Here is a 21,630-nt window from a genome sequence, read left to right as displayed (position 1 = left end):
TACGACTACCCCATCCTCCATTCATTTTCCCTCGGCGATCGCCCTGTCTAGACTTCCACTATGAGCGCAAGAACCTTATTTGACAAAGTTTGGGATCTCCACACCATCAGTGTTTTGCCATCGGGTCAAACCCAACTCTTCATCGGGTTGCACCTGATTCACGAAGTCACCAGTCCCCAGGCTTTTGCCATGCTGAAGGAGCGGGGATTGCGGGTCATGTATCCAGAAAGAACAGTGGCCACGGTGGACCACATTGTGCCGACGGAAAATCAACAACGGCCCTTCCAGGATTCCCTGGCCGAAGAAATGATGCAGGCGTTGGAGACCAATACCAAGGCCCATAATATTCGCTTCCACCCCATTGGCTCCGGCAATCAGGGCATTGTCCACGTCATTGCCCCGGAACAGGGCCTAACTCAACCGGGTATGACCATTGCCTGTGGCGACTCCCACACTTCGACCCACGGAGCCTTCGGGGCGATCGCCTTTGGCATTGGTACTTCCCAAGTGCGGGACGTATTAGCGGCCCAGAGTTTGAGCTTAAACAAGTTAAAGGTGAGAAAAATTGAGGTTAATGGTGATTTAGCACCTGGGGTCTATGCCAAGGATGTTATTCTCCACATTATCCGCAAATTGGGTGTTAAGGGCGGTGTCGGCTATGCCTACGAATATGCCGGGTCAACCTTTACCGCAATGGACATGGAAGAACGCATGACCGTTTGCAATATGTCCATTGAAGGGGGGGCTCGTTGTGGTTATATCAACCCAGATGAAGTGACCTTTGCATACCTGAAGGGGCGGGAGTTTGCTCCCCAAGGGGAAGATTGGGACAAGGCTGTGCAATGGTGGCGCAGTATCGCCAGCGACCCCGATGCAGTCTATGACGATGTGGTCTCCTTCCGGGCAGAGGACATTGAGCCCACCATTACCTGGGGCATTACCCCCGGCCAAGGCATTGGTATTAGTGAACCCGTTCCCACCCTCGACAGCCTCGACCCCGATGACCAGGCGATCGCCAGCGAAGCCTACAAATATATGCAATTCCAGCCGGGACAACCGCTGAAAGGCACCAAGGTCGATGTTTGTTTCATTGGTAGTTGTACCAACGGCCGCCTGAGTGATTTGGAAGAAGCAGCTAAGGTGGCCAAGGGTCATCAGGTAGCAGCGGGGGTAAAAGCCTTTGTGGTACCTGGTTCCGAACAAGTGAAACAACAGGCCGAAGCGGCGGGATTAGATCAAATTTTTCAAGCGGCGGGCTTTGAATGGCGGGAAGCAGGCTGTTCCATGTGTTTGGCCATGAACCCCGATAAACTCCAGGGTGATCAACTGAGTGCTTCTTCCTCCAATCGCAACTTTAAGGGGCGTCAGGGTTCTGCCTCTGGTCGCACTTTGTTAATGAGTCCAGCTATGGTGGCGGCGGCGGCCATTACGGGGCAAGTGGCCGATGTGCGGGAACTAGTCAGCTAAGTGAATTAGAAGGGGGAACTGCCTGCCAGAACTGGCCGAAAAAGAATCTGACCGGCCATCTCGCCGCTGCCATAGTATCTGTTATCCTCGATTACCACTAAAAATCTGTTTTAACAACTTCCCGCCCCTTAAATTTGGAGCAAATTTAGATAAAAGTCCCTTTATTGCCTTTGCTTTAGTGGATCGATTGAGGGGAAAAACTAAAACTTTGTCAACAGGCCCTAGGGGTTTGCCAATTTTTCCAGATTGCCTGAACGCACCCATCCCTCGGTGCCCCCCACTCGTAACTTCGACCACTCCCCCTCGGTGGCCAACACCACCACTTCATCGTTGTAGTTAATGGTGGCGAGGGAATCAGAATCCCGATCCGGCTCGGTACGCACATTTAAGCCCCCATTCCAAATGACCTTAGCTTTATAAGCCCCAGGGGGAAGCTCTTCTGTGGGGGAAGGGGAAGGACTCGGTTGCGGTGATGCTTGGGGCGATGCTGTCTCCGTAGGGGAGGGCTTGTCATTTTTGGGCTGACTTTGTTCTTCAGGAAATAAGGGCTTTTCTGGATTAGCCGCAAAACGGTTGAAAATCAAATAGCCCGCCAGGGAAATCCCCCCCACAAACAGGGTCACCCCCAGAATAAAGCCGATGAAAAACTGTAACAGCCCGGACAAACCTTTCATACTGGTCAACGAATTTGCACAATAATGCTGGGTTATTTTAGCGAATAGACAATCTTCACCAAGGGAACCTCTGCCTTCGTATCGATGGATTTGGCCCAGATTAGGTTCCGTTCCCCATTGCTCAATCCGCGTAACTATAGGGATCCGCAGGAGTTGGCACCACTTCCACCGACTGGGCTTCCACCACCACCTGGCGCTTTTCTCCCCCTTGCCTACCTTGGTCTGGTGAACTGGGTAAGGTTGCGGCTACCATTTGCCCTTGAATGGTCAACCAAGTATCGGGAGGGTACTGGCTACGGGAACCTTCTAAACGGACAGTCAAAGCCACAGGGTAGGCATCCACTGCACAGCAGGTCAGAATAAAGCGGCTGATGAGGAGATAATTGTCTGGCAAATAGTCAGGGTGAACGACAAAGCCCGTTACATTAACCTTTTGACCGGCGTAAACGTCCGGCTCTGGATAGGCGCTGATGGTGCGGACCCAATCCACCAGGGTGCGGTCTTCCGGCTTGATCTGGGAGGCAAAGCTGGATATCTGGGTTTGGGTAGGGGGCAAAGTGGTACTAATACCCCGTTGGATGGCCAATTGGCTGCTGAAGACAGAGGGAGTGATAAAAAGCCCCATCACGGCGGTAACCAACAACAGAGCGGTGCCCATGCCCAGAGGTAAAACCGCTACGTGGGTGACACTATTTTGGTTGCCATTACCACTGCGACGGGCCCTTTTTAACCAACGTCTTCCGGTTTGGAACAACCTTAGACCGCCCAAAAACAGCAGGACAAAGCCCGTTACTGTCACCAGTCCAAAGTAGTTGGGGTGAATTAATAGCCTCAGTTCCCCAGAGACAGAGTACTTGAGCATCAACACCCCCCAGGCAAGAATGCCCAGGCCGTCCAATTGGTCTAGGACAGACCGGAGGGGGGCAAACTTCTGGGTTAGGGATTTTACTGCTTTAACAGGAGCGGTCATGGCCATAGTGCGAGGAAAGGAACTGGCCCTAGATTACCGTGCCATCGGCGATCGTCACATTTTTGATCACCACCACAATGCCGTTGCGGATGTAAAAGCCCAACTCTTCCCGGTTAGCTTCTTGGACATTTTCTTTGTTGACAATCATGACGTTTTTGCCGATGCGGGCATTTTTGTCGATAATCGCCCGTCGAATGGTGGTGTTGGGCCCAATGCCGGCGGGACATTTGCCGTTACTTTCCAAAGATTCCCGTTCCGGGGAAGATTCATAAAAGTCATTGCCCATTAAGAGGGTATCTTCAATGGTGCAACCGGACTCAATGCGGCTACGGATGCCTAAAACTGAGTGGTGAATGCGGCAATCTTTGACAATACAGCCTTCCCCAATCATGGATTCCGTTACGGTGGCGTTCAGCATTTTGGTGGGGGGCAAATAGCGGCCCCTGGTGTAGATGGGAGCATCTTCGTTGTAGAAGCTGAAGTCGGGATGGGGCTGTTTCGTGAGTGCTAGGTTAGCTTCGTAAAAAGCTTCAATGGTACCGATATCTTCCCAGTAATCATCAAACAAATAGGCTTGGAGATTATAGTCCTTGGCGGAATCGGGAATGATTTCTTTGCCAAAGTCAGTGGCGCTTTCGTATTTCTCCAGTAGATTGTGCAGTACTTCTTTTTTGAAGACGTAAATGCCCATGGAGGCAATGTAGGGATTGAGCTTAGCCTTTTCTGGGCTCAGACCGAGGAGGGTGGTGTCCACCTGCATTTGGCGCAGGGCATCTCCTTTGGGTTTTTCGGAAAAATCGACTACCCTGCCTTGGGCATCTATTTTCATCAGACCTAATTCGGGGGCTTTCTTGTCATCTACGGGGACAACGGAAAGGGTGATGTCGGCGTTAGTTTCCCGGTGGCGTCGAACAAATTGGGCATAGTCCATGCGATAAAGATGATCGCCGGAGAGAATGAGATACTCATCCACGTCCCATTCCCCCAGCAACCAAAGATATTGACGCACCGCATCAGCCGTACCTTGGAACCATTCGGGACTGTCCTTGGTTTGTTGGGCGGCTAGCACCTCCACAAAGCCTTCCTGGAAACCGGCAAAATTGTATGCCCTAGTCAAATGGCGGTTTAGGGAAGCGGAATTAAATTGGGTGAGGACGTAAATTTTAACGATTTCTGAGTTGATGCAATTACTGACGGGGATATCAATGAGGCGATACTTTCCGGCCAAGGGGACTGCGGGTTTGGCTCTGAGTTTGGTTAAAGGATAGAGGCGGGTCCCGGCCCCACCGCCCAGGATAATCGCTAAGACACGTTTCACAAGCAGACCTCTCGATTGCCAACAACACACTTCGAAGTCAAGTGTAGAACCGACGGGGACATCTGGAAAGGGAATCTGGACGGAAATTCCGGCTAGCCAGCGGGTTTTAATACCCCAGGTAGCAATGGCGATCGCCGTTGGGATTCGGGGCCAAGTTGGGGGATCACTTTTGGGGTACGGATAACCGAAACAGCAAAGATCGGAAACTGCCGCTGAGTAAACTGTCCCTGGCTTCGTATGATGATGGGGTTACCCCCATTGCTGGGGAACTGGGCAAATCTGGGGAGCTGATCGGGTTCCTGGAAGTTTTGCCAGTCTACTAAATTTCCTAAACATCCTAAACATTAAATCTAAAGACCTATGGCAGTACTCGAAAAAGGCAATATCACGATCCACACCGAGAATATTTTCCCGATTATTAAAAAGTCTCTCTACACTGACCATGAAATCTTTTTGCGGGAACTGATCTCCAACGCCGTTGATGCCATCAGCAAACGGAAAATGGCCGCCTTCGCCAGCGACGGGGCCCAGGAAGTGCCGGATCCCCAAATCACTTTGGTGGTAGACAAGGCTAATAAGACCCTTTCCATTACCGATAACGGCATTGGCATGACCGTCGATGAGGTGAAAAAATATATTAACCAAGTAGCCTTTTCCAGTGCGGAGGAGTTCATCGAAAAGTTCCAAAAGTCCGCCAATGATCTGATCGGTCACTTTGGTTTGGGCTTTTACTCCGCTTTCATGGTGTCCCAAAAAGTGGAAATTGATACCCTTTCCTATCAAGAAGGGGCCCAGGCGGTGCATTGGAGTTGTGATGGTTCACCGGAGTTTGAACTAACCGATTCCGATCGCCAACAGGTGGGGACCACCGTCACCCTAACCCTATTAGATGATGAACAGGAATATTTAGAAGCCGGTCGCATTCGCCAACTGGTAAAAACCTACTCTGATTTTATGGCGGTGCCCATCCGCTTTGAAGGGGAAACATTAAATAAGCAACGGGCCATCTGGAAGGAATCCCCCCAGAATCTAACCAAGGAAGATTACCTGGAGTTTTACCGCTACCTGTACCCTTTCCAGGAAGATCCGCTGCTGTGGGTACACCTCAACACCGATTACCCATTTTTGCTCAACGGTATTCTTTATTTCCCCAAATTACGTCCCGATGTGGATGTGTCCAAGGGGCAAATAAAACTTTTCTGCAACCAGGTTTTTGTCAGTGACCATTGTGAGGAAGTCATTCCCGAATTTTTGATGCCGCTCCGGGGGGTAATTGATAGTCCGGATATTCCCCTCAACGTTTCCCGCAGTGCCCTCACCAACCATCGCACCGTGCGCCGCATTGCCGACTACATTGCCAAAAAAGTAGGCGATCGCCTCAAATCTTTGTATGACGAAAATCCCGAAGAATATTTGAAATGTTGGGAAGACATTGGCACCTTTGTCAAATTTGGCTCCCTGCGAGAAGATAAGTTCAAACAACAGGTGGAAGACCTGTTACTCTACCGCACCACCTACAAAGCCGAAGTTACCGAGCCTAAAGTGGAAGTTTTAACAGAAGATGGTGATGCCTGGTCCGATGCCCAACAGGATGATGGCGTTAATCCCTACGAAAAAGAGGGCTACACCAGCTTAAAGCGTTACTTGGCCAGGAATAAGGAACGCCACGAAAATCGGGTTTTCTACTGCACCGATCAGAGTACCCAAGCGACCTATGTGGAACTGTATAAAAATCAGGGCATTGAAGTCCTATTTATGGATTCCTTCATTGACACCAATTACTTCATTCCCTTCCTGGAAAAAGAGTACAGTGACGTCAAATTTTCCCGGGTCGATTCAGAACTGGATCAAAGCTTGATTGAGGAAGACAAAGCCAGCGACATTGTCGATCCGGCCACCAACAAATCCCGCAGTGAGCAAATTAAGGAAATTTTTGAAAAGGCCCTCAACAATCCCAACATCAACATCAAAACCCAATCCCTAAAATCTGACGATCCCCAATCTACGCCCCCGGCCATAGTGTTATTGCCGGAAGCAATGCGCCGCCTCCAGGAAATGACCGCCATGATGCAACAGCAAGCCATGGCCTTCCCGGAGCAACATGTGCTGGCGATCAACACCAATCATCCTCTGATTCAAAACATTCTTTCCCTCAGCCAAGGTAGTATTGTCACCGGCAGTGGAGAATCTCCTTCAGCGGAGTTGGCCAAGTCCCTTTGTCAACACGTTTATGACCTGGCATTAATGGCCCAAAAAGGTTTTGATGCGGAGGGCATGAAGGGTTTCATTGAACGCTCTAATGCGGTGTTAACCCGTCTGACTAAACAGTAAATTGTCCATCAATTGCAAGACATCCAAGCAATAGTTGTCTTGTAGTGATAGTTCTTTGATCTACAAATATTCGTCCCCTAAAGATACTGTGGCTCTTGGGGGACTTTTTATTTGTAGTAGCTGAAGAAATTCAATAATTTTTTAATCAGCTAACCATCGCAAATAATTCCTCAAAGGACTGTACGGGAATATCCGGTTTACTAATAATTTCAACAATTTTATTTTTAGCGCTGGGGCTAAAGAGAGATTCCACACAAACCTCTGCTACTTTTTGTCGGGGAATACTACCATCAAATAATGTATCCGCCCCGGCCATAACAATGGCATTGTCGTTGTCCTCATTTTTGAGTCCTCCTGGCCGCACAATGGTGTAGGGCACGCCGCTCTGACGGAGATAATTTTCGCCCCACTGTTTCCACACCAAAATTAGACCGAACAAGTTGAGGGGATGGAAGAGATTGGATACACAGAGGGAAGAGACCAGCACCAATTGTTCAATCTCACTGGCCTTGGCCACATCCACTAGGTTGCGGGTACCCAAATAATCCACTTTAAATGGCCCGGTCAAATCCACACTCGGCCTGGCTCCGGCCGCACTAATCACCGCAGTGCAATCGGCGATCGCCGCTTTGATAGTTTCCGGTTCCAACAAATCCCCCACCATAATTTCCGTCCCTGGGGGCAATACCGCCTTAGCACTGTCATAGTTTCGCACCAAAGCCCGCACTGCAATTTGGCGATCGACTAGGGTGTGGACAACCCGTTTGCCCGTTTCTCCGGTGGCACCGACAACTAAAACTTTCATAGGTAAATTTGATGGATTCTGGAGTAATGTAATCGCCCTCAACCTAGGGCTAGAAAGCAATTTCCGCCAAGCGGCGTTGCAACATTTGGGGAAATTGGCCGTAGTACCGCTTATTTAACGGTGAAGGATGGGGTAAAGGCATTAATCTAACAATTTTTTGACTACTTTTGCCCGCTCCTGTGTTGGCTTTGATCAACACATCTAAGGAAGATTCATAGCGATCGCCACCCCGGAAAAATTCATCCAACTGTCCCTTAGCACCATAGGGGGCGAACCATTTAAAAGCTTCCGTTCCCAGGGTAATAATTTGTTTGCCCTGCCAATGGAACACCAATAACTGCTCCACAAAAGGACGAAACCGCTCCTTCACCTTAACGGAATAGGCCTTATTCTCCGGGGGCTTATAAGGCACTGTATTGGTGAGCAAAATCCTTTGGCAAACAGTTTGCAGATCGTCTTGACCTTTGGGCGTCCGACCCTGCCAAGCTTCAAAAAAGCCCTTCCTCACTAAGCGGCCCGCCGCTCCGATCAAGGGTTGCCCTTGGCGTACCTCATCCGCTCCCAGATCTCGACCAAAAAAACAAAGCTGACTGCCCAGATTCCCTCCGAACAAAATCGGCTCCAGGGCATCCTTGCCGGCCTGCTGGTAAATGGGAGAATCCAAGGGAAAAGGCTCCCGTTCTGCTTCTTGACGAATACTACGGATCAGGGTTTGAAGCTCTGACATGGAAAAACTGAATAACTGATTGGCAAGAGAATTGGCAAAGGAAACTAGGGACCCAGGGCCCAATTTAGGGAGAAATGTCCCAGGGCCACAGACAGCTAAATGTTAAAGACTGTTGCAGAAGCGTGCGTCTCCGCTAATGCCATGGTAGTTTTTATAGGGATCCCAAGTCCCTCGGTTGGATACTTTTCAGTTATTTTTTTAGTTAACAGCATTGCTCAAGGAGGAAAAAGGACAGTGTCAGCGACCCCGGTAGATCTTCCCCAGCCCCAAGAAGCCATCAGTGATTACGTGGCGGAATTGCAACTGCACATGACTCTCCAGGCCCGTAACCTGGTGCCTACCCTAACCCAAGCCCCCGGGCCATGCCATAGCCTTGTGCATGAAAGCCAAGCCATGGTGGAAAAAATTATCTCCCGCCAGCGTCGTTAGGAAGTTTTCTTAGTACTTCCTGATATTCTCTGCAGCAGAGTCAAGCCAAGAAGTTTTCATTTCGTCCTGAATAATGGTTTCCCCGATCGCCTACCAATGGTTGTCGACGATGGTGGTATAATCCTGACTTTGCTGCATCAAAAATGGTGCGTCACAAAAAAGCCCAAACCTAGAGATGGAAGGTAGCAGTGCCTGTGTGGTTGGACCAAGGTCAGACCTGAAGCAATCTGCTCCCCCATGGTTCGCGGTTCTGAACTTTATTGGAAGCCCATGATCAAAAATCGTTTTCCCTGGCTAAAAGTTGGCGCCCTTGCCACCAGCGCTGCCCTGTTAAGCACCACCCCGGCCTTAGCCGACCAGCCAGAAACCTTTGCCAGCGTTGACTATTTTCAGGGTAGGCAGTCAGTTCCTATCGAAGTGGAAATGCCAACGGGGGGATTTGGCAACATTGGTTCCCCTATTTACCAAGGGGCTTGCCCTGCCACCTTTGAACCCATTGTGCAGCGCATTGTGGGGGCCAAGGCCATGCCCAACTGGGGGGTGTTGGTGGAACGATTGGACGATCGCCGGGTGCTATATAGCCATAACGAAAATAAGTTCTTTATTCCCGCTTCCAACGCGAAGATTTTCACCACAGCGGCGGCTCTACAACGGTTGGGTCCCAATGCCACAGTGCGTTCCCAGCCTCTACGGAACTGGGTAATGACCACCAATAAACGCTCCAACAACAGCTATGCAGAACTGTTGCTCAACACCGTGGGGGGGCCAGGTGCCGTTAAAGCAGCGGTGGCAGAATTGGGGGTTAATCCCCAGGGTTTTCGAGTGGCAGACGGTTCTGGTTTGTCTCGCAATAATGCGGCTACGCCCCGTTCCTTAGTGGATACCCTCCAGGCCATGTACCGCAGCAATAACAGCAGTTTGTTTGTTTCTTCCATGCCGATCGCCGGTCAGGATGGTACTTTAGCCCGGCGTATGAAAGCCACCACGGCCCAAAATAACGTCTTTGCTAAAACAGGAACCCTGCGGGGGGTACGGGCCTTGTCCGGCTATGCCAACACCCCTGCCCACGGCACTGTGGTTTTCAGCATTTTGGCCAACGATTGGAGCCGCTCCGGAGATAACCTCGTGCGGGCCATTGACCAGTTAGTGGTGCAAATTAATAATATGGGGGACTGCGACTAATCCAGAGTTAGTAAGGGATCACAGCAATGGACTGGTCAGCAATTGCGGCATTATTGGCGGCCGAGGGTTTGGAGGTGATTCAAGACCCCCAGCAGAGGCAGAAACTATCCACCGATTACGCCCATTTCAGCCCCATTTTGACTGAGCAGTTACGGGGTAAACAGGCGGATCTGGTGGTGTTGGCCCGCTCAGAAGCGGAGGCGATCGCCGTGATCCGTTGCTGTGTAGCCAATCAAATTCCCCTCACAGTGCGGGGGGCCGGCACGGGCAATTACGGCCAATGTGTTCCCCTCCAGGGGGGGATTGTGTTGGATTTGTCCCCTATGCAAAGGATCATTAGCCTGGAAGCGGGGCGAGCAGTGGTGGAACCGGGGGTAAAGTTAGGCAAGCTAGAACAGCAGGCTAAACAAATAGGCTGGGAATTGCGGCTCTTACCTTCCACCTACCAAACGGCGACGGCGGGGGGCTTTGTCAGCGGCGGCAGTACCGGCATGGGGGCAGTGAACTATGGCACCCTATTTGACCCCGGCAATGTCCAGAGCCTCACAGTGTTGACCATGGAGGCAGAACCCCAGCGTCTGGTTCTAGCTGGTGAGGCCGCCCAACCGGTCATCCACGGCTATGGCACCAATGGCATTATCACTGAAATTACTTTGCCCCTGGCCCCGGCCTTACCCTGGCGGGAAGCCATTGTTAGTTTTGCAGATCTATCAGCGGCGATCGCCTTTGCCCAGAATTTAGCTAACCAGGACGGCATTGTTAGCAAAGAAATTTCCATTCAAGGTCATCCCATTCCGCAATATTTCAGCGGTTTAAAAAATTATTATCAGCCCGGTGACCACTGGGTAATGGTGATTGTTTCCGCCCTAGATTGGCTAGCTTTTACGGAATTAGCCAAGTCAAATAAAGGGCAAATTATTTTTGAACAAAATCCCCAAGCCCCTGGCAAAAAAGTTAATTTAATTGAATTTAATTGGAACCACACTACCCTGTTAGCTAGGGCCATGGATTCCAGCCTCACCTATCTCCAGGTATTTTTCTATCAAGATTTAGAACAAATTCTTACCCTAGAAAAACTCTTTCAAGATGAGATTATGTTCCACATCGAAATGATGCGCATCCAAGGGGCAATGTGTTTAGCTGGTTTTCCTTTGGTTAAATTTACCGACGGCGATCGCCTAGAAGAGATTATGGCAGCCCACCAAAATTTAGGGGCCAGAATCGCCAATCCCCACACTTACAGTTTAGCTGGCGGGTCAGTACAACCCCTGCCAGAATCCCAATTAATGTTTAAACGACAAGTAGATCCTTTTAATTTACTCAACCCAGGTAAATTGACCGATTGATCTGGTAATTCAGCTATTTTTAGCAAAAAAAATTGGCTAGGAAATCAGTCGTAAATCCTAACCAAAGTCTTGTCTCACCACACACAATAGTGAGAGAAATTCAGTTGACAAATAAAACTAGGGGTGGAAAAGAAGATCGGGGTAAAAACGATTAAACTCGATCAAAATGCCAGCGGTGAAAGTCAACAAAGCCATAATCATGACCGGAGCTGTTGACAAAAAGGATTTCAAACCGTCCATAAATTGAGTCTCCAGAATTGACAAAGATAAACAAAAAATAAGTTCAGAATTAAAGGGGGCTAGATATGGGGCAATAACACCAATCTTTCCCCGTCCCTAACTAGCGGGGGGAGGTGGGGATTTCTGAATCCTTCATCACCAGTTTGCCAGAAGTATATTCTCCAGCAGCGGCCAGGGGCCAGAGGAATCCACCCAACATTTTTTTGATGGCGAGGGGGACATTGATGACCACTTCCTGCATTTCAGGATTTTTGCTTTCCCGAATTTCAATTAGGTAGGAACGACCAACCCAACCGATCCAGCCAGCAATGTAAAGGAACAAAATGCTAGGAATCAGAAAATCACCGGCATGGGTGAAACGGCCGTCCACGATCAGGTGGGGATAGCCTTCGGGACCACAGAGGGCGGAAGCATAACGTTCGGCCCGGATTTTGCCGGAGTTGGGATCGTCGGTGGTGTTGAGATAGTTCTGGGACTTAGCTTGGAAAGCGGGATTTTCGCTACAGGGGGTCAAATTGGCAAAATCGTCCGCCGAAGCGGTCGGGGCGAAATTAAACCAGAGTGTAAAGGCTAGGAGCAACGCCAACAAATGTTTCATAAAAATCGTTTCCTTGGTTAAACAAAAGACTAAAAAGGCGGCTATTGACAACTCCCTCACCCAGAGGCGTGGGATTCTTGCTTCCTTGGGTTTGTCTAGTTCCAGCTCATTTTTGTTCTGAAACCTTGGCCAGATTCCCCTCCGCAAGCATTTACTTTAACGTCCACGATGTGCCCCACCGCAGACAAAACGGATCATAAACAAGCCAGTTGAGCAACCTGTTACCGTGATCCGGAGATCGTTAGCCGATAATAGGAAAGACAGGGCTAATAAACCGTCGTCTTTTGGATCAAACTCAAACTAGCAGAGAATGGCAATCATTTTAGCAATTGAAACAAGTTGTGATGAAACCGCGGTGGCAATTGTAAATAATCGTAACGTTTGCAGTAATGTGGTTTCTTCCCAGATACAAACCCATCAAGTTTTTGGGGGGGTAGTACCGGAGGTGGCCTCCCGTCAGCATTTGCTTTTAATTAATGCCTGTCTCGACCAAGCTTTGCAAGGGGCTGGTTTGGGGTGGCCAGACATTGAGGCGATCGCCGTGACGGTGGCTCCGGGGTTGGCCGGGGCGTTGATGGTGGGAGTAACGACGGCCAAAACATTGGCCATGGTGCACCAAAAGCCCTTTCTGGGGGTACATCATTTGGAAGGCCATATCTATGCCAGCTATCTGAGTCAGCCGGAGTTGCAGCCACCCTTTTTATGCCTATTGGTATCCGGTGGCCATACCAGTTTGATCCACGTTAAGGGCTGTGGCGATTACCGACAATTGGGCACCACCAGGGATGATGCAGCGGGGGAAGCGTTTGACAAGGTAGCTCGTCTGCTGGATTTAGGTTACCCAGGGGGGCCGGCCATTGACCGAGCGGCTAAAAATGGCGATGCGGCCGCTTTTAAGTTACCCGAGGGAAAAATTTCCCTACCCCAGGGGGGATACCATCCCTACGACTCCAGTTTTAGTGGCTTGAAAACCGCCATGTTGCGCCTTACCCAGAAACTAAAGCAAAGCCCAGAACCTTTCCCTGTAGATGATTTAGCAGCCAGTTTCCAAGATACGGTGGCCCGTTCCCTGACCAAGAAAACTATTCGTTGTGCATTGGACCATGGCTTAACCACCATTACTGTGGGAGGAGGGGTGGCCGCCAATAGCCGCCTACGCTATCATCTCCAAGCCGCCGCCGAGGAAAATCAATTGCAGGTTTTTTTCCCACCCTTAAAATTTTGTACTGATAATGCCGCCATGATTGCCTGTGCCGCCGCTGACCATTTCCACAACGGCGATCGCTCCCCTTTGACCTTGGGTATTCAGTCCCGCCTTGCGGTGGAGCAGGTAGGTCAGCTTTACGTCACCAATTAGCTATTTCCCAGTGGACAATAGGTTTCTGTTTAAAAAGCCTTTGGTCCCCCTAAGTTTCGGGGAAAACTAGAGAAAAGCCTCCCAGTATTGGGGGGTTTAGAAGCCAAACTAAAACCTTGTCAACAGTCCCCCAAAAGACGAACGATGGTGGAGTCAGAGAAATTTTAACGAAAACATCAAAAAAATATGATCCAAACCATGGAAATGGAAAATTGGCTAGAAATTGGTACCATTGTTGCACCCCAGGGCATTCAGGGGGAAGTGCGAGTTCTTTCAGCCTCAGATTTCCCCGAAAGATTTTTAACCAAGGGTCAGCGGTGGATTAGAAAAACAGCTCAGGACACCCCCCAACCCCTCACGCTCAAAAAGGGCAAACAAATTCCTGGCAAAAACCTTTATATTCTTCGTTTCGCTGAAATTACCGACCGCAATCAGGCGGAAGCCTTGGTCAATTACCAACTATTGGTGCCCGCCACCGATCGCCTACCGTTGGAGCAGGGGGAATTCCATGTCACTGATTTATTGGGGTTGATTGTTTACGACCACAACAATGGCGATCGCCTAGGGATAGTGACAGATTTCTATAGCGCCGGCAACGATTTGTTAGGGATAACTTTGGATAAAAGCCCGGACAAAGAAGTGCTCATCCCCTTCGTTGAAGCCATTGTACCTACCGTGGAACTAACGGAAAAAAGGCTGGAAATTAAAACCATTCCAGGACTATTGGATTGATCGCAAACCTTTCCTCTGTGGGGGGTAGACATATTGAATTTCATTGCTGTCTAGGCATTTGGCAAATGCTAAAATGACGCCATTTGTACAAGTTGGGGTAAAGATGCGGATTTTGGTCACAGGGGGAGCAGGCTTCATTGGTTCCCATCTTATCGATCGCCTGATGGCCCAGGGCCACGAAGTTTTATGCCTGGATAACTTTTACACCGGCACGAAGCGGAACATTATCCAATGGTTAGATAATCCCAATTTTGAACTCATTCGCCACGACGTTACCGAACCCATTCGCTTGGAAGTCGACCAGGTTTACCATCTAGCCTGCCCAGCCTCCCCCGTCCATTACCAATTCAATCCCGTTAAAACCATCAAAACAAATGTGATGGGGACTTTGTATATGTTGGGTTTAGCTAAACGGGTTGGCGCAAGGTTTTTATTGGCATCCACCTCGGAAGTGTATGGCGATCCAGACGTTCATCCCCAACCGGAAAGCTATCGGGGCAATGTTAATACAATTGGTCCAAGAGCCTGTTACGACGAAGGGAAGCGGGTGGCAGAAACCCTAGCTTTTGAATATTATCGAGAGCACAAAGTTGACATTAGAGTGGCAAGAATATTCAACACCTACGGACCACGCATGTTGGAAAACGATGGCCGGGTGGTGAGTAACTTTATTGTGCAGGCGCTACAGGGTAAACCCCTCACAGTTTTTGGCGATGGTTCCCAAACCCGCAGCTTCTGCTACGTATCCGACTTGGTGGAAGGTCTAATGCGCCTAATGAATGGGGATTACATTGGCCCGGTTAATTTGGGTAATCCGGGGGAATATACCATTTTGCAACTGGCAGAAAAAATCCAGACCGCCATTAATCCTGATGCGGAGTTAATTTACCAACCCCTACCGGAGGATGACCCCAAACAGCGGCAACCGGATATTACCTTGGCAAAAAACTATTTAGATTGGCAACCAACCATTCCCCTAGATCAGGGTTTGGCCATGACTATTGAAGATTTCAAATCTCGCCATCAAGAATGATTGACCACGATCGCCTCTTCAAGGAACTTTTGACAACTTTCTTTCTAGAGTTTCTTGATTTGTTTTTTCCCCAGGTCTTGGATTACTTAGACCAAGATTACTTAATTTTTCTCGACAAGGAAATTTTCACGGACGTAACCTTTGGCGAAAGACATGAGAGCGATCTGATCGTCCAAGCCAAATTTAAGGGACAAGATGCCTATTTCCTCATCCATGTGGAAGCCCAGGCTACCAACCAGTCCCAGTTTAATCAGCGGATGTTTCATTACTTTGCCCGTCTCCATGCTAAATTTTCTTTGCCAGTTTATCCCATCGTAATTTTTTCCTACGATCGTCCTTTAAAGCCAGCTGCCCAGGAATACTGTGTTAATTTTCCCGACTTACTAGTACTAGATTTTAAATATAGAGTTCTTCAACTTAACCAACTCCACTGGCGGGATTTTTTGTATCAACCTAATCCCATTGCTTCGGCGTTAATGGCCAAAATGCAGATTGCTCCCCCCGACCGTGCCAAAGTTAAGGCTGAATGTTTGCGACTATTGGTAACCCTCAAGCTTGATCCGGCTAGAATGCAATTAATCTCTGGCTTTGTGGACACCTATCTCACTCTCAATCAAGCGGAAGAGACAATTTTCAAAGAAACCATCGCCGAATTTTCCCCCCCAGAACAGGAGGACGTTATGCAGTTAACAACCAGTTGGATGCTTCAAGGTATTGAACAGGGCATCGAACGTGGACAAAAATCTCTGCTACTCAAACAAATTAAGCATCGTTTTGGCGAGTTGGATGAAGTTAATCTGACGAGAATTGACACTCTAACTGTGCCCCAATTGGAGCAGTTGGGGGAAGTGCTGTTGGACTGCTCTGATTTCACAGAATTAAAACAATGGCTAGCGGCCCAAGCTGGAACTCCTGAGCGAAAAATTTAGTGAATTTCCAGAGGTGGGTTTTGCCATGGAGGCTGGCCAAGAATCGGGTTTCAGCTATCAGCTTCTATTTCCAAACTGAGTTGATAAAGTTGCCGACGGGGCAGTTTCGCTGCTTCGGCCAATTGTCGACTGGCCTGGGAGCGAGTTAATCCTTTAGCCATAAGGCTTCTCAGTTCGTGCCGTAGATTTTCTTCGGAGAAGTTAGCCCTCTCCTGCGGTGGTGCCCCGGCAATTACCAGGCAAAATTCCCCTTTCGGTGTGTTTTCCGTGAAATAGGCGATCGCCGTTTGCAGATTTCCCCGCCAAAATTGTTCATGGTATTTGGTCAATTCCCGGGCCACAGTTAAGTTCCGTTCGGGGCCGAAAACAGTCTGCAGATCAGTCAAGGTGGTCAATAAACGGTGAGGCGCTTCGTAGAGGATAATCGTTCGCGGCTCCTGCACCAGACTCTGTAACAACTGTTCTCGGGGCTGATTTTTCGTGGGTAAAAAACCTTCAAAAACAAAACGTTCCGTGGCTAAACCGGAGCTAATCAAGGCCGCAATTAAAGCCGTGGCCCCGGGGATGGGCACCACCTCGATCGCCAACTCACCACAGGCGGCCACCAACTCCTGCCCTGGATCGGAAATGCCTGGGGTCCCCGCATCACTCACCAAAGCAATGTTTTGTCCCCCTTGTAATTTGGCCAATAGCTCCTGGGTGCGGCCATGGCGATTATGGTCATGGTAACTAATCTGGGGCGTGGTGATTTGGAAATGTTGTAATAATTTGCCCGTGTGCCTGGTATCCTCCGCTGCAATTAAATCAACTTCCTGCAGGGTTTCCACCGCCCGGGGAGTCATATCGCCCAAATTGCCAATGGGGGTCGCCACCAGATAAAGAATGCCCATTAAAGCCCCAAGTTTTCCTGTTTTCTGGCCTTAAAAGAAGCCCGTAACCAAATGGTGCCGGAAACTAGGGAAGGGGCTAAGACGAAAATAGTGCCAGTGATAATGGGGTGTTGTCGGGCCGTTTCTGAGGAAAGCATCACTGCCAAAATAAATGCACAGTAGAGCACCCCCAAAAGGGGGACTCCCATTACCAATAGGGCAAATTTCGTATCCTTATCCATGGCCATAAGCGTGAAAATCCTGAGGGAAAACTAGCAATAATGCCATTTTAAGAACTATTTCAGCCGGCAATACTTAAAACATTCCTCTGTTTTTCTGGACTTGCAACAATTTTATCGCTGACTCTAGTAAGTTTTCCTGGTTAGGATCAAGCCACTGGATGGACGGGTCTTTGCGGAACCATGTGCGCTGGCGTTTGGCAAATTGTCTGGTGTGGACAATGATTTGCTCCGTAGCTTGGGCCAGCGATATTTTGCCCTGGAGGTATTGTTTAATTTCAGCATAGCCAAGGGTATGGAGCAGGGGTAAGTTTTCACCGTACTGATGGATTAAACTTTCCACTTCCCCCACTAAGCCGGCCTCAATCATGGCGTGGGTGCGGCGGACAATTCTCGGTTGGAGTTGATCCGGTTCCAATCCTAGGCCAATTTGCACAATGGGATAGTCCGGGGGATTTTCCCCTTGGAGAGCAGAAATGGCTTTGCCAGTGGTGTAGAAAACTTCCAAGGCCCTGAGGGTGCGCACCACGTCAGCGGGTTCAATTTTGCTTTGGGCCATGGGGTCAACGTGACCCAACAGTTGATAACAAAAAATTTGTCCTAAATTAGCCAACTGTTTCCGTAGCTCTGCCTGGGGGGGAACGGCGGGAATTTTTAACCCCCGCACGATCGCCTGGATGTATAGACCAGTACCTCCCACTAACAAAATCGGTTGGTTTAAATCCTCAATCAATGCTTGGGCTTGCCGTTGATACTCCGCTAGGGTGAAGTTTTCCGTCGGTTCGCAAATGTCAATCAGGTAATGGGGCACCCGTTGGCGATCGCCAAGACTGGGTTTAGCGGTGCCAATGTCCAATTGTCGGTAAATTTGTCGGGAATCGGCCCCCAAAATAACTGCGTTTAACCTCTGGGCCAGGGCCAGGGCCAGTTGGGACTTACCGCTGGCAGTGGCTCCACAAACAACAATCAGGGGCGGAACTTTGGCCATGGAAAATTATCGGGCCAACAGGCGATCGAGATCCGGCACAGGCACCCATTGCTGTTTTTGATGGGCTTGGTGAGTCAAATCCATTAATAGTTGGGAGTAAACCCCATGGCGCAAAGATGGTGTAGGAGTTCTCTTTTGGAAAATACTCTGTGCCCATTCATCCACCACCCGTACCACCGGAGCAAGGCGACCATCGGCAAATACCTTGGGAAAATCCAAACGGGTTGGTACTTTTAGTTTCTGCATTGGTTCCCCGGCAGGATGGTGGAAAATTTTGAAACCATGGACATAATCCTTGAGGTTTTCACTGCCCAACACCAAACTACCTTTTTCGCCGTAAATCTCTAACCAATGGCCCCGACCACCATGGGCGACGGAGGTGATATTTACTTGGCAGGGAATATCATTGTCCAAGGTTAAACTGATTAGCGCTGTATCCTCTGCTGTCACTGGCTTCAAACGATTATTGTCGAGGGGATCGGGGCGTTCGGCGATCGCCACACTCAAATTAGCGGACAAACTGTGGGCCGGGCCAAATAACCAATGTAAATAATCGAACGTGTGGGAGGCTAGGGCCCCTAAGGCTCCCCCGCCTTTTTCTCGTTGGGCATACCAATTCCAAGCTCGTTCAGCATTGGCCCGACTGCCCACCAGCCAATCCACTTTAATTAACCTTAGTTTGCCCAAAATTTCCCTTTGCAAAAGTTCCGCCACGTATTGCCAAGCGGGCACAAAACGAAATTCAAAATCCGGCATCACCGTTACCCCCCGTTGCTGAGCCAAGTGATAAAGTTCAATTGTTTCCTCTACCCGCAACGTCATGGGTTTTTCCAGTAACACATGTTTGCCTGCTAAAATCGCGTCCCTAGCCATCTCAAAATGGAGGAAGGGGGGACTAGCAACGGTCACCGCTTTGATATTTGGATTAGCCAGTAATTCAGGCAAATTGTCATAACTGTGGGGTAAACCCTGGGATTGGGCTACTTCTTTGGCCTTGGTCAAATCTCGATGGTAAATGGCGATCGCCTGGGTTTGATCGTGGTATTGCAGAGCCGGCAAATGGACAGCCTGGCCAAAACCGGTACCAATGACGGCCACGGTTAGGGTTGAGGAATTAGTCATGGAAAATTGTTGGGAGCAACAGACTTATACTCTCCCACACAGGGTTAGCCGGAAACAAGAAGAGGCAAGACTTGGGGCCTGTTGGCAAAATTCTAGTTTGTCTTTCCAATCAACCGAATAAAGCTACCACAATGATGCAGCTACTTTTTCTCTACTCGCCGCTCAAAGTCGGAGGGACATAGAGGCTTTTCAAACAACCTTTTACCAAACATTAGCTAAGCCCCAACCAGGGTTTTGGTCAGGGCAAGCAACCTTAGGCAAAGTTTGGCTAGATGGGATAGTTAAAAATTATTTAATCGCCGCCAAATCAGCTTTATCCTGCTCAATTACCGATTTCAAGCGGGAAACTGCGGTGGAACGGGAATCTTCCCCAGCCCGACGGTAGAAGTATAAAGCCGGTGCAACGCCCAACAAAAAGCCGAGGAAAATGGGGGGATAAATATGGGCGCCAATGCTCATCACCATGGCGAAGCCAAAATTGCCAAGGTACATGGCCAAGGGAAGGGAGTAGTCAACTTCGGGAATTTCAACTTTACTAACTCGCCAAATAATGGTCGCCACGATCATAAATATGGCCCCAGTGCAGAACCAGCCAGCGAAATTTTGATAGGGCATACCGAAAAATCCCCCCGGCACATCCCAGACCCAAAAGGGCATAGTCGTTTGGCTCATGGCGGGGTCTAAAACAAAGTCCCAGGACATTAACAAAGTTGCCCCCACGGCGATCGCCGTCAATTCTTGGCCAAAGCGGGGCAAATTACTGTGACGCAGCCCTGCCCGTACTAGGAGGTAGGAGCAGAATCCGAGGTAAAACCAGGAAAGGGGAATGGTGAAGGGCACTAGACCGGCAATTTTATAACCCAAGCCCGATAGATAGCGGTAGTAGCCAAAGGGAAAACCAGTGCTGGTTCCCAACAGTTCGGCGGAAACGGAAATGCTGAGGGCGGGAATCAAAAATCCGAGGGTAGGCAACAGCCCCAAGGTGCGGAAGGCATAAACAGCCACAGCGGCAAAGCCCAGGATCATGTAAGCCACGCCACCACCGGCCATGGACCACTGGAAGGCTGTCTGGCCAATGGGAGGTAACTGGGCCACGAATTCTGGGTGGGGTAACACCAGCAATAGTCCGGCTAGGCCAAAACCCATGGAGGCAATGTGCCCAATTAGTAACAACCGCTCAATCCGCATTAGTTTTTCCATTCAGTCCCTACCGCTAAAACTACATTCAAATTCTAAGTCATTATAGTTTACAAATCTTTACTACCAGCGGTTGATTGCTGGCCCAGGATGACAACCTATTTCCAGTCCTTATTTACGAATTGCAGGGGAAACGGTGGGCCAACCACTTTTGAGAGGGGTACCAGGGGCTTGGTTGAATTCATCCAGAGCTGGATTGGGTAATTGCCCTGGGGCAAGGGATTTTTGACTTTCTAGCCAGGCTTGGTAATCGGACACAGATTGCACCACCACCGGGGCCGTCATGACGGCAAAGTAGGTGCCACTAAATTGGGAGTCGTGGAGTTTGTATTCCCCCAGGCGATTGGGGGTAAAGCTAAATTCAATTTCTCGGTTGGGCACAATGTCCTGCTTAATGCGGAAATTAGGCACGTAAAACCCATGGAGCACGTCTGCCGAAGTCATATTCAACGTTACGCGGCGATCGAGGGGCAGATGCAATTCATGGCTAGTAACCCCGGCATTGGTATAGGTAAAAGTCCACAGCCATTGTTTCACTTCCACGCCAATTTTTTCGGGGTTGATATTGCTCCCCTGGGCCATGGCCAATGTTGCAGGAGGGTCGGCGGCGATCGCCTTTTCCCCCAGTAATTGAGGCACTTCCACCACGGGTAGGGGGCCGAGCACATTCATGCGTTGATAGGTAACGTAGTTATACCAAGCAATCCAAGTAACAAGGATGAGGGGCACCACCGTCCAAAAAGTTTCCAAACGAGCGTTACCCCGGATGGGGGCACCCTGGGGGTTTTTCAGGGTAAAGCGATAAAAAATAATTGAGTAAACCAGAACGCCGGTCACCCCCAAGAAAACCACACTGCCAAGGCTGACCAAAAAGCTAAATAAATCTCCCACTGGTTGAGCTTCCTGGGCGGCGGCGGCGGGTAGCCATTGGTAGGACTGTTGCCCTAACCACAGACTAATTCCCAGGGTAAAAGCAACGTAAACCACCAATAGGATGAGATTTTTGCGACTCATAGTTAATCACTCTGGTTAGTCGTGGTCTAATGGGAAAGCTGGATTAGCTCAGCCTGCCGAGGG

22 protein-coding genes are annotated in these 21,630 nt (G+C 49.5%); 9 read left to right on the top strand and 13 right to left on the bottom strand.

The features are described from left to right. The first annotated feature begins 60 nt into the window (after positions 1–60). Positions 61–1,467 carry a 3-isopropylmalate dehydratase large subunit gene (gene leuC, locus H6G45_RS07985; protein ID WP_190597914.1) on the top strand — a complete coding sequence of 469 codons (1,407 nt, stop codon included), beginning with the start codon at positions 61–63 and terminating at the stop codon, positions 1,465–1,467. Between the two features lie 221 nt (positions 1,468–1,688). On the opposite strand, the gene H6G45_RS07980 is transcribed toward leuC, so the two are convergent. The 3 genes from H6G45_RS07980 to H6G45_RS07970 all read right to left on the bottom strand — a co-directional run bounded on the left by H6G45_RS07980 (position 1,689) and on the right by H6G45_RS07970 (position 4,459). Continuing rightward, positions 1,689–2,141, bottom strand: coding sequence for an SH3 domain-containing protein (locus H6G45_RS07980; RefSeq protein WP_190597913.1), 453 nt, complete (start codon positions 2,139–2,141; stop codon positions 1,689–1,691). 121 nt (positions 2,142–2,262) lie between these two features. After that, positions 2,263–3,111 carry a TIGR03943 family protein gene (locus tag H6G45_RS07975; RefSeq protein ID WP_190597912.1) on the bottom strand — a complete coding sequence of 283 codons (849 nt, stop codon included), beginning with the start codon at positions 3,109–3,111 and terminating at the stop codon, positions 2,263–2,265. A 28-nt stretch (positions 3,112–3,139) separates the two neighbouring features. Continuing rightward, the gene (locus H6G45_RS07970) at positions 3,140–4,459 is read right to left on the bottom strand and encodes a glucose-1-phosphate adenylyltransferase (RefSeq protein ID WP_347338254.1); all 1,320 of its coding nucleotides are present in this window, start codon (positions 4,457–4,459) and stop codon (positions 3,140–3,142) included. A 330-nt stretch (positions 4,460–4,789) separates the two neighbouring features. Here H6G45_RS07970 and htpG point away from each other — a divergent pair, with 330 nt between their 5' ends. Then, on the top strand, positions 4,790–6,760 hold the full coding sequence (gene htpG, locus H6G45_RS07965; protein WP_190597910.1) for a molecular chaperone HtpG: 1,971 nt from the start codon (positions 4,790–4,792) through the stop codon (positions 6,758–6,760). 145 nt (positions 6,761–6,905) lie between these two features. Here the strand turns inward: htpG and H6G45_RS07960 are convergent, their stop codons facing one another. Both H6G45_RS07960 and H6G45_RS07955 read right to left on the bottom strand, forming a co-directional pair. Beyond that, the gene (locus H6G45_RS07960) at positions 6,906–7,565 is read right to left on the bottom strand and encodes an SDR family oxidoreductase (protein ID WP_190597909.1); all 660 of its coding nucleotides are present in this window, start codon (positions 7,563–7,565) and stop codon (positions 6,906–6,908) included. A 49-nt stretch (positions 7,566–7,614) separates the two neighbouring features. Beyond that, positions 7,615–8,292, bottom strand: coding sequence for a uracil-DNA glycosylase family protein (locus H6G45_RS07955; protein WP_190597908.1), 678 nt, complete (start codon positions 8,290–8,292; stop codon positions 7,615–7,617). Between the two features lie 234 nt (positions 8,293–8,526). Between H6G45_RS07955 and H6G45_RS07950 the strand changes: the two genes are divergently transcribed. From H6G45_RS07950 to H6G45_RS07940, 3 genes are all read left to right on the top strand, one after another. Then, the gene (locus H6G45_RS07950; RefSeq protein ID WP_190597907.1) at positions 8,527–8,721 is read left to right on the top strand and encodes a hypothetical protein; all 195 of its coding nucleotides are present in this window, start codon (positions 8,527–8,529) and stop codon (positions 8,719–8,721) included. A 237-nt stretch (positions 8,722–8,958) separates the two neighbouring features. Then, positions 8,959–9,903: a D-alanyl-D-alanine carboxypeptidase/D-alanyl-D-alanine-endopeptidase gene (dacB, locus tag H6G45_RS07945; protein ID WP_190597906.1), complete on the top strand. Its 945-nt coding sequence runs from the start codon at positions 8,959–8,961 to the stop codon at positions 9,901–9,903. Between the two features lie 26 nt (positions 9,904–9,929). After that, positions 9,930–11,249 (top strand): FAD-binding oxidoreductase, encoded by a 1,320-nt coding sequence (locus tag H6G45_RS07940; protein ID WP_190597905.1) that lies wholly within the window; start codon positions 9,930–9,932, stop codon positions 11,247–11,249. A 117-nt stretch (positions 11,250–11,366) separates the two neighbouring features. On the opposite strand, the gene psaJ is transcribed toward H6G45_RS07940, so the two are convergent. Both psaJ and H6G45_RS07930 read right to left on the bottom strand, forming a co-directional pair. Next, a complete protein-coding gene (gene psaJ / locus H6G45_RS07935; RefSeq protein WP_010872732.1) occupies positions 11,367–11,489 on the bottom strand; it encodes a photosystem I reaction center subunit IX in 123 nt (40 codons plus the stop codon). Positions 11,490–11,589: 100 nt separating this feature from the next. Beyond that, positions 11,590–12,087, bottom strand: coding sequence for a Photosystem I reaction center subunit III (locus H6G45_RS07930; RefSeq protein ID WP_190597904.1), 498 nt, complete (start codon positions 12,085–12,087; stop codon positions 11,590–11,592). Positions 12,088–12,397: 310 nt separating this feature from the next. Here H6G45_RS07930 and tsaD point away from each other — a divergent pair, with 310 nt between their 5' ends. The 4 genes from tsaD to H6G45_RS07910 all read left to right on the top strand — a co-directional run bounded on the left by tsaD (position 12,398) and on the right by H6G45_RS07910 (position 16,138). Further along, positions 12,398–13,444: a tRNA (adenosine(37)-N6)-threonylcarbamoyltransferase complex transferase subunit TsaD gene (tsaD, locus tag H6G45_RS07925; protein ID WP_190597903.1), complete on the top strand. Its 1,047-nt coding sequence runs from the start codon at positions 12,398–12,400 to the stop codon at positions 13,442–13,444. Between the two features lie 186 nt (positions 13,445–13,630). After that, on the top strand, positions 13,631–14,176 hold the full coding sequence (gene rimM, locus H6G45_RS07920) for a ribosome maturation factor RimM (RefSeq protein WP_190597902.1): 546 nt from the start codon (positions 13,631–13,633) through the stop codon (positions 14,174–14,176). Positions 14,177–14,279: 103 nt separating this feature from the next. Further along, entirely contained in the window at positions 14,280–15,209 is a 930-nt protein-coding gene (locus tag H6G45_RS07915) for a UDP-glucuronic acid decarboxylase family protein (protein ID WP_190597951.1), read from the top strand. Next, positions 15,206–16,138, top strand: coding sequence for a DUF4351 domain-containing protein (locus H6G45_RS07910; protein ID WP_190597901.1), 933 nt, complete (start codon positions 15,206–15,208; stop codon positions 16,136–16,138). Before H6G45_RS07915 ends, H6G45_RS07910 begins: the two co-directional genes overlap by 4 nt. 50 nt (positions 16,139–16,188) lie before the next feature. Here the strand turns inward: H6G45_RS07910 and rsmI are convergent, their stop codons facing one another. From rsmI to H6G45_RS07880, 6 genes are all read right to left on the bottom strand, one after another. Then, positions 16,189–17,028 carry a 16S rRNA (cytidine(1402)-2'-O)-methyltransferase gene (rsmI, locus tag H6G45_RS07905; RefSeq protein ID WP_190597900.1) on the bottom strand — a complete coding sequence of 280 codons (840 nt, stop codon included), beginning with the start codon at positions 17,026–17,028 and terminating at the stop codon, positions 16,189–16,191. Beyond that, positions 17,028–17,249 (bottom strand): hypothetical protein, encoded by a 222-nt coding sequence (locus tag H6G45_RS07900; RefSeq protein WP_228023938.1) that lies wholly within the window; start codon positions 17,247–17,249, stop codon positions 17,028–17,030. The genes rsmI and H6G45_RS07900 overlap by 1 nt, the downstream gene beginning before the upstream one ends. Positions 17,250–17,322: 73 nt before the next feature. Beyond that, positions 17,323–18,234 (bottom strand): tRNA (adenosine(37)-N6)-dimethylallyltransferase MiaA, encoded by a 912-nt coding sequence (gene miaA, locus H6G45_RS07895; protein WP_190597898.1) that lies wholly within the window; start codon positions 18,232–18,234, stop codon positions 17,323–17,325. A 6-nt stretch (positions 18,235–18,240) separates the two neighbouring features. After that, positions 18,241–19,356, bottom strand: coding sequence for a Gfo/Idh/MocA family oxidoreductase (locus H6G45_RS07890; protein WP_190597897.1), 1,116 nt, complete (start codon positions 19,354–19,356; stop codon positions 18,241–18,243). 288 nt (positions 19,357–19,644) lie between these two features. Continuing rightward, positions 19,645–20,556, bottom strand: a complete 912-nt coding sequence (gene cruF / locus H6G45_RS07885) for a gamma-carotene 1'-hydroxylase CruF (RefSeq protein ID WP_190597896.1) — start codon at positions 20,554–20,556, stop codon at positions 19,645–19,647. 108 nt (positions 20,557–20,664) lie between these two features. Continuing rightward, complete coding sequence (locus tag H6G45_RS07880; protein ID WP_190597895.1) at positions 20,665–21,567, bottom strand: cytochrome c oxidase subunit II; 903 nt, start codon at positions 21,565–21,567, stop codon at positions 20,665–20,667. Between the last annotated feature and the right edge of the window lie 63 nt (positions 21,568–21,630).

Origin of the sequence: Synechocystis sp. FACHB-383, assembly GCF_014698605.1 — a bacterium.
GTDB classification, from domain to species: Bacteria; Cyanobacteriota; Cyanobacteriia; order Cyanobacteriales; family Microcystaceae; genus Synechocystis; species Synechocystis salina.
Note: the sequence above shows the minus strand (reverse complement) of the source record. Positions and strands in the feature narration are given on the sequence as shown.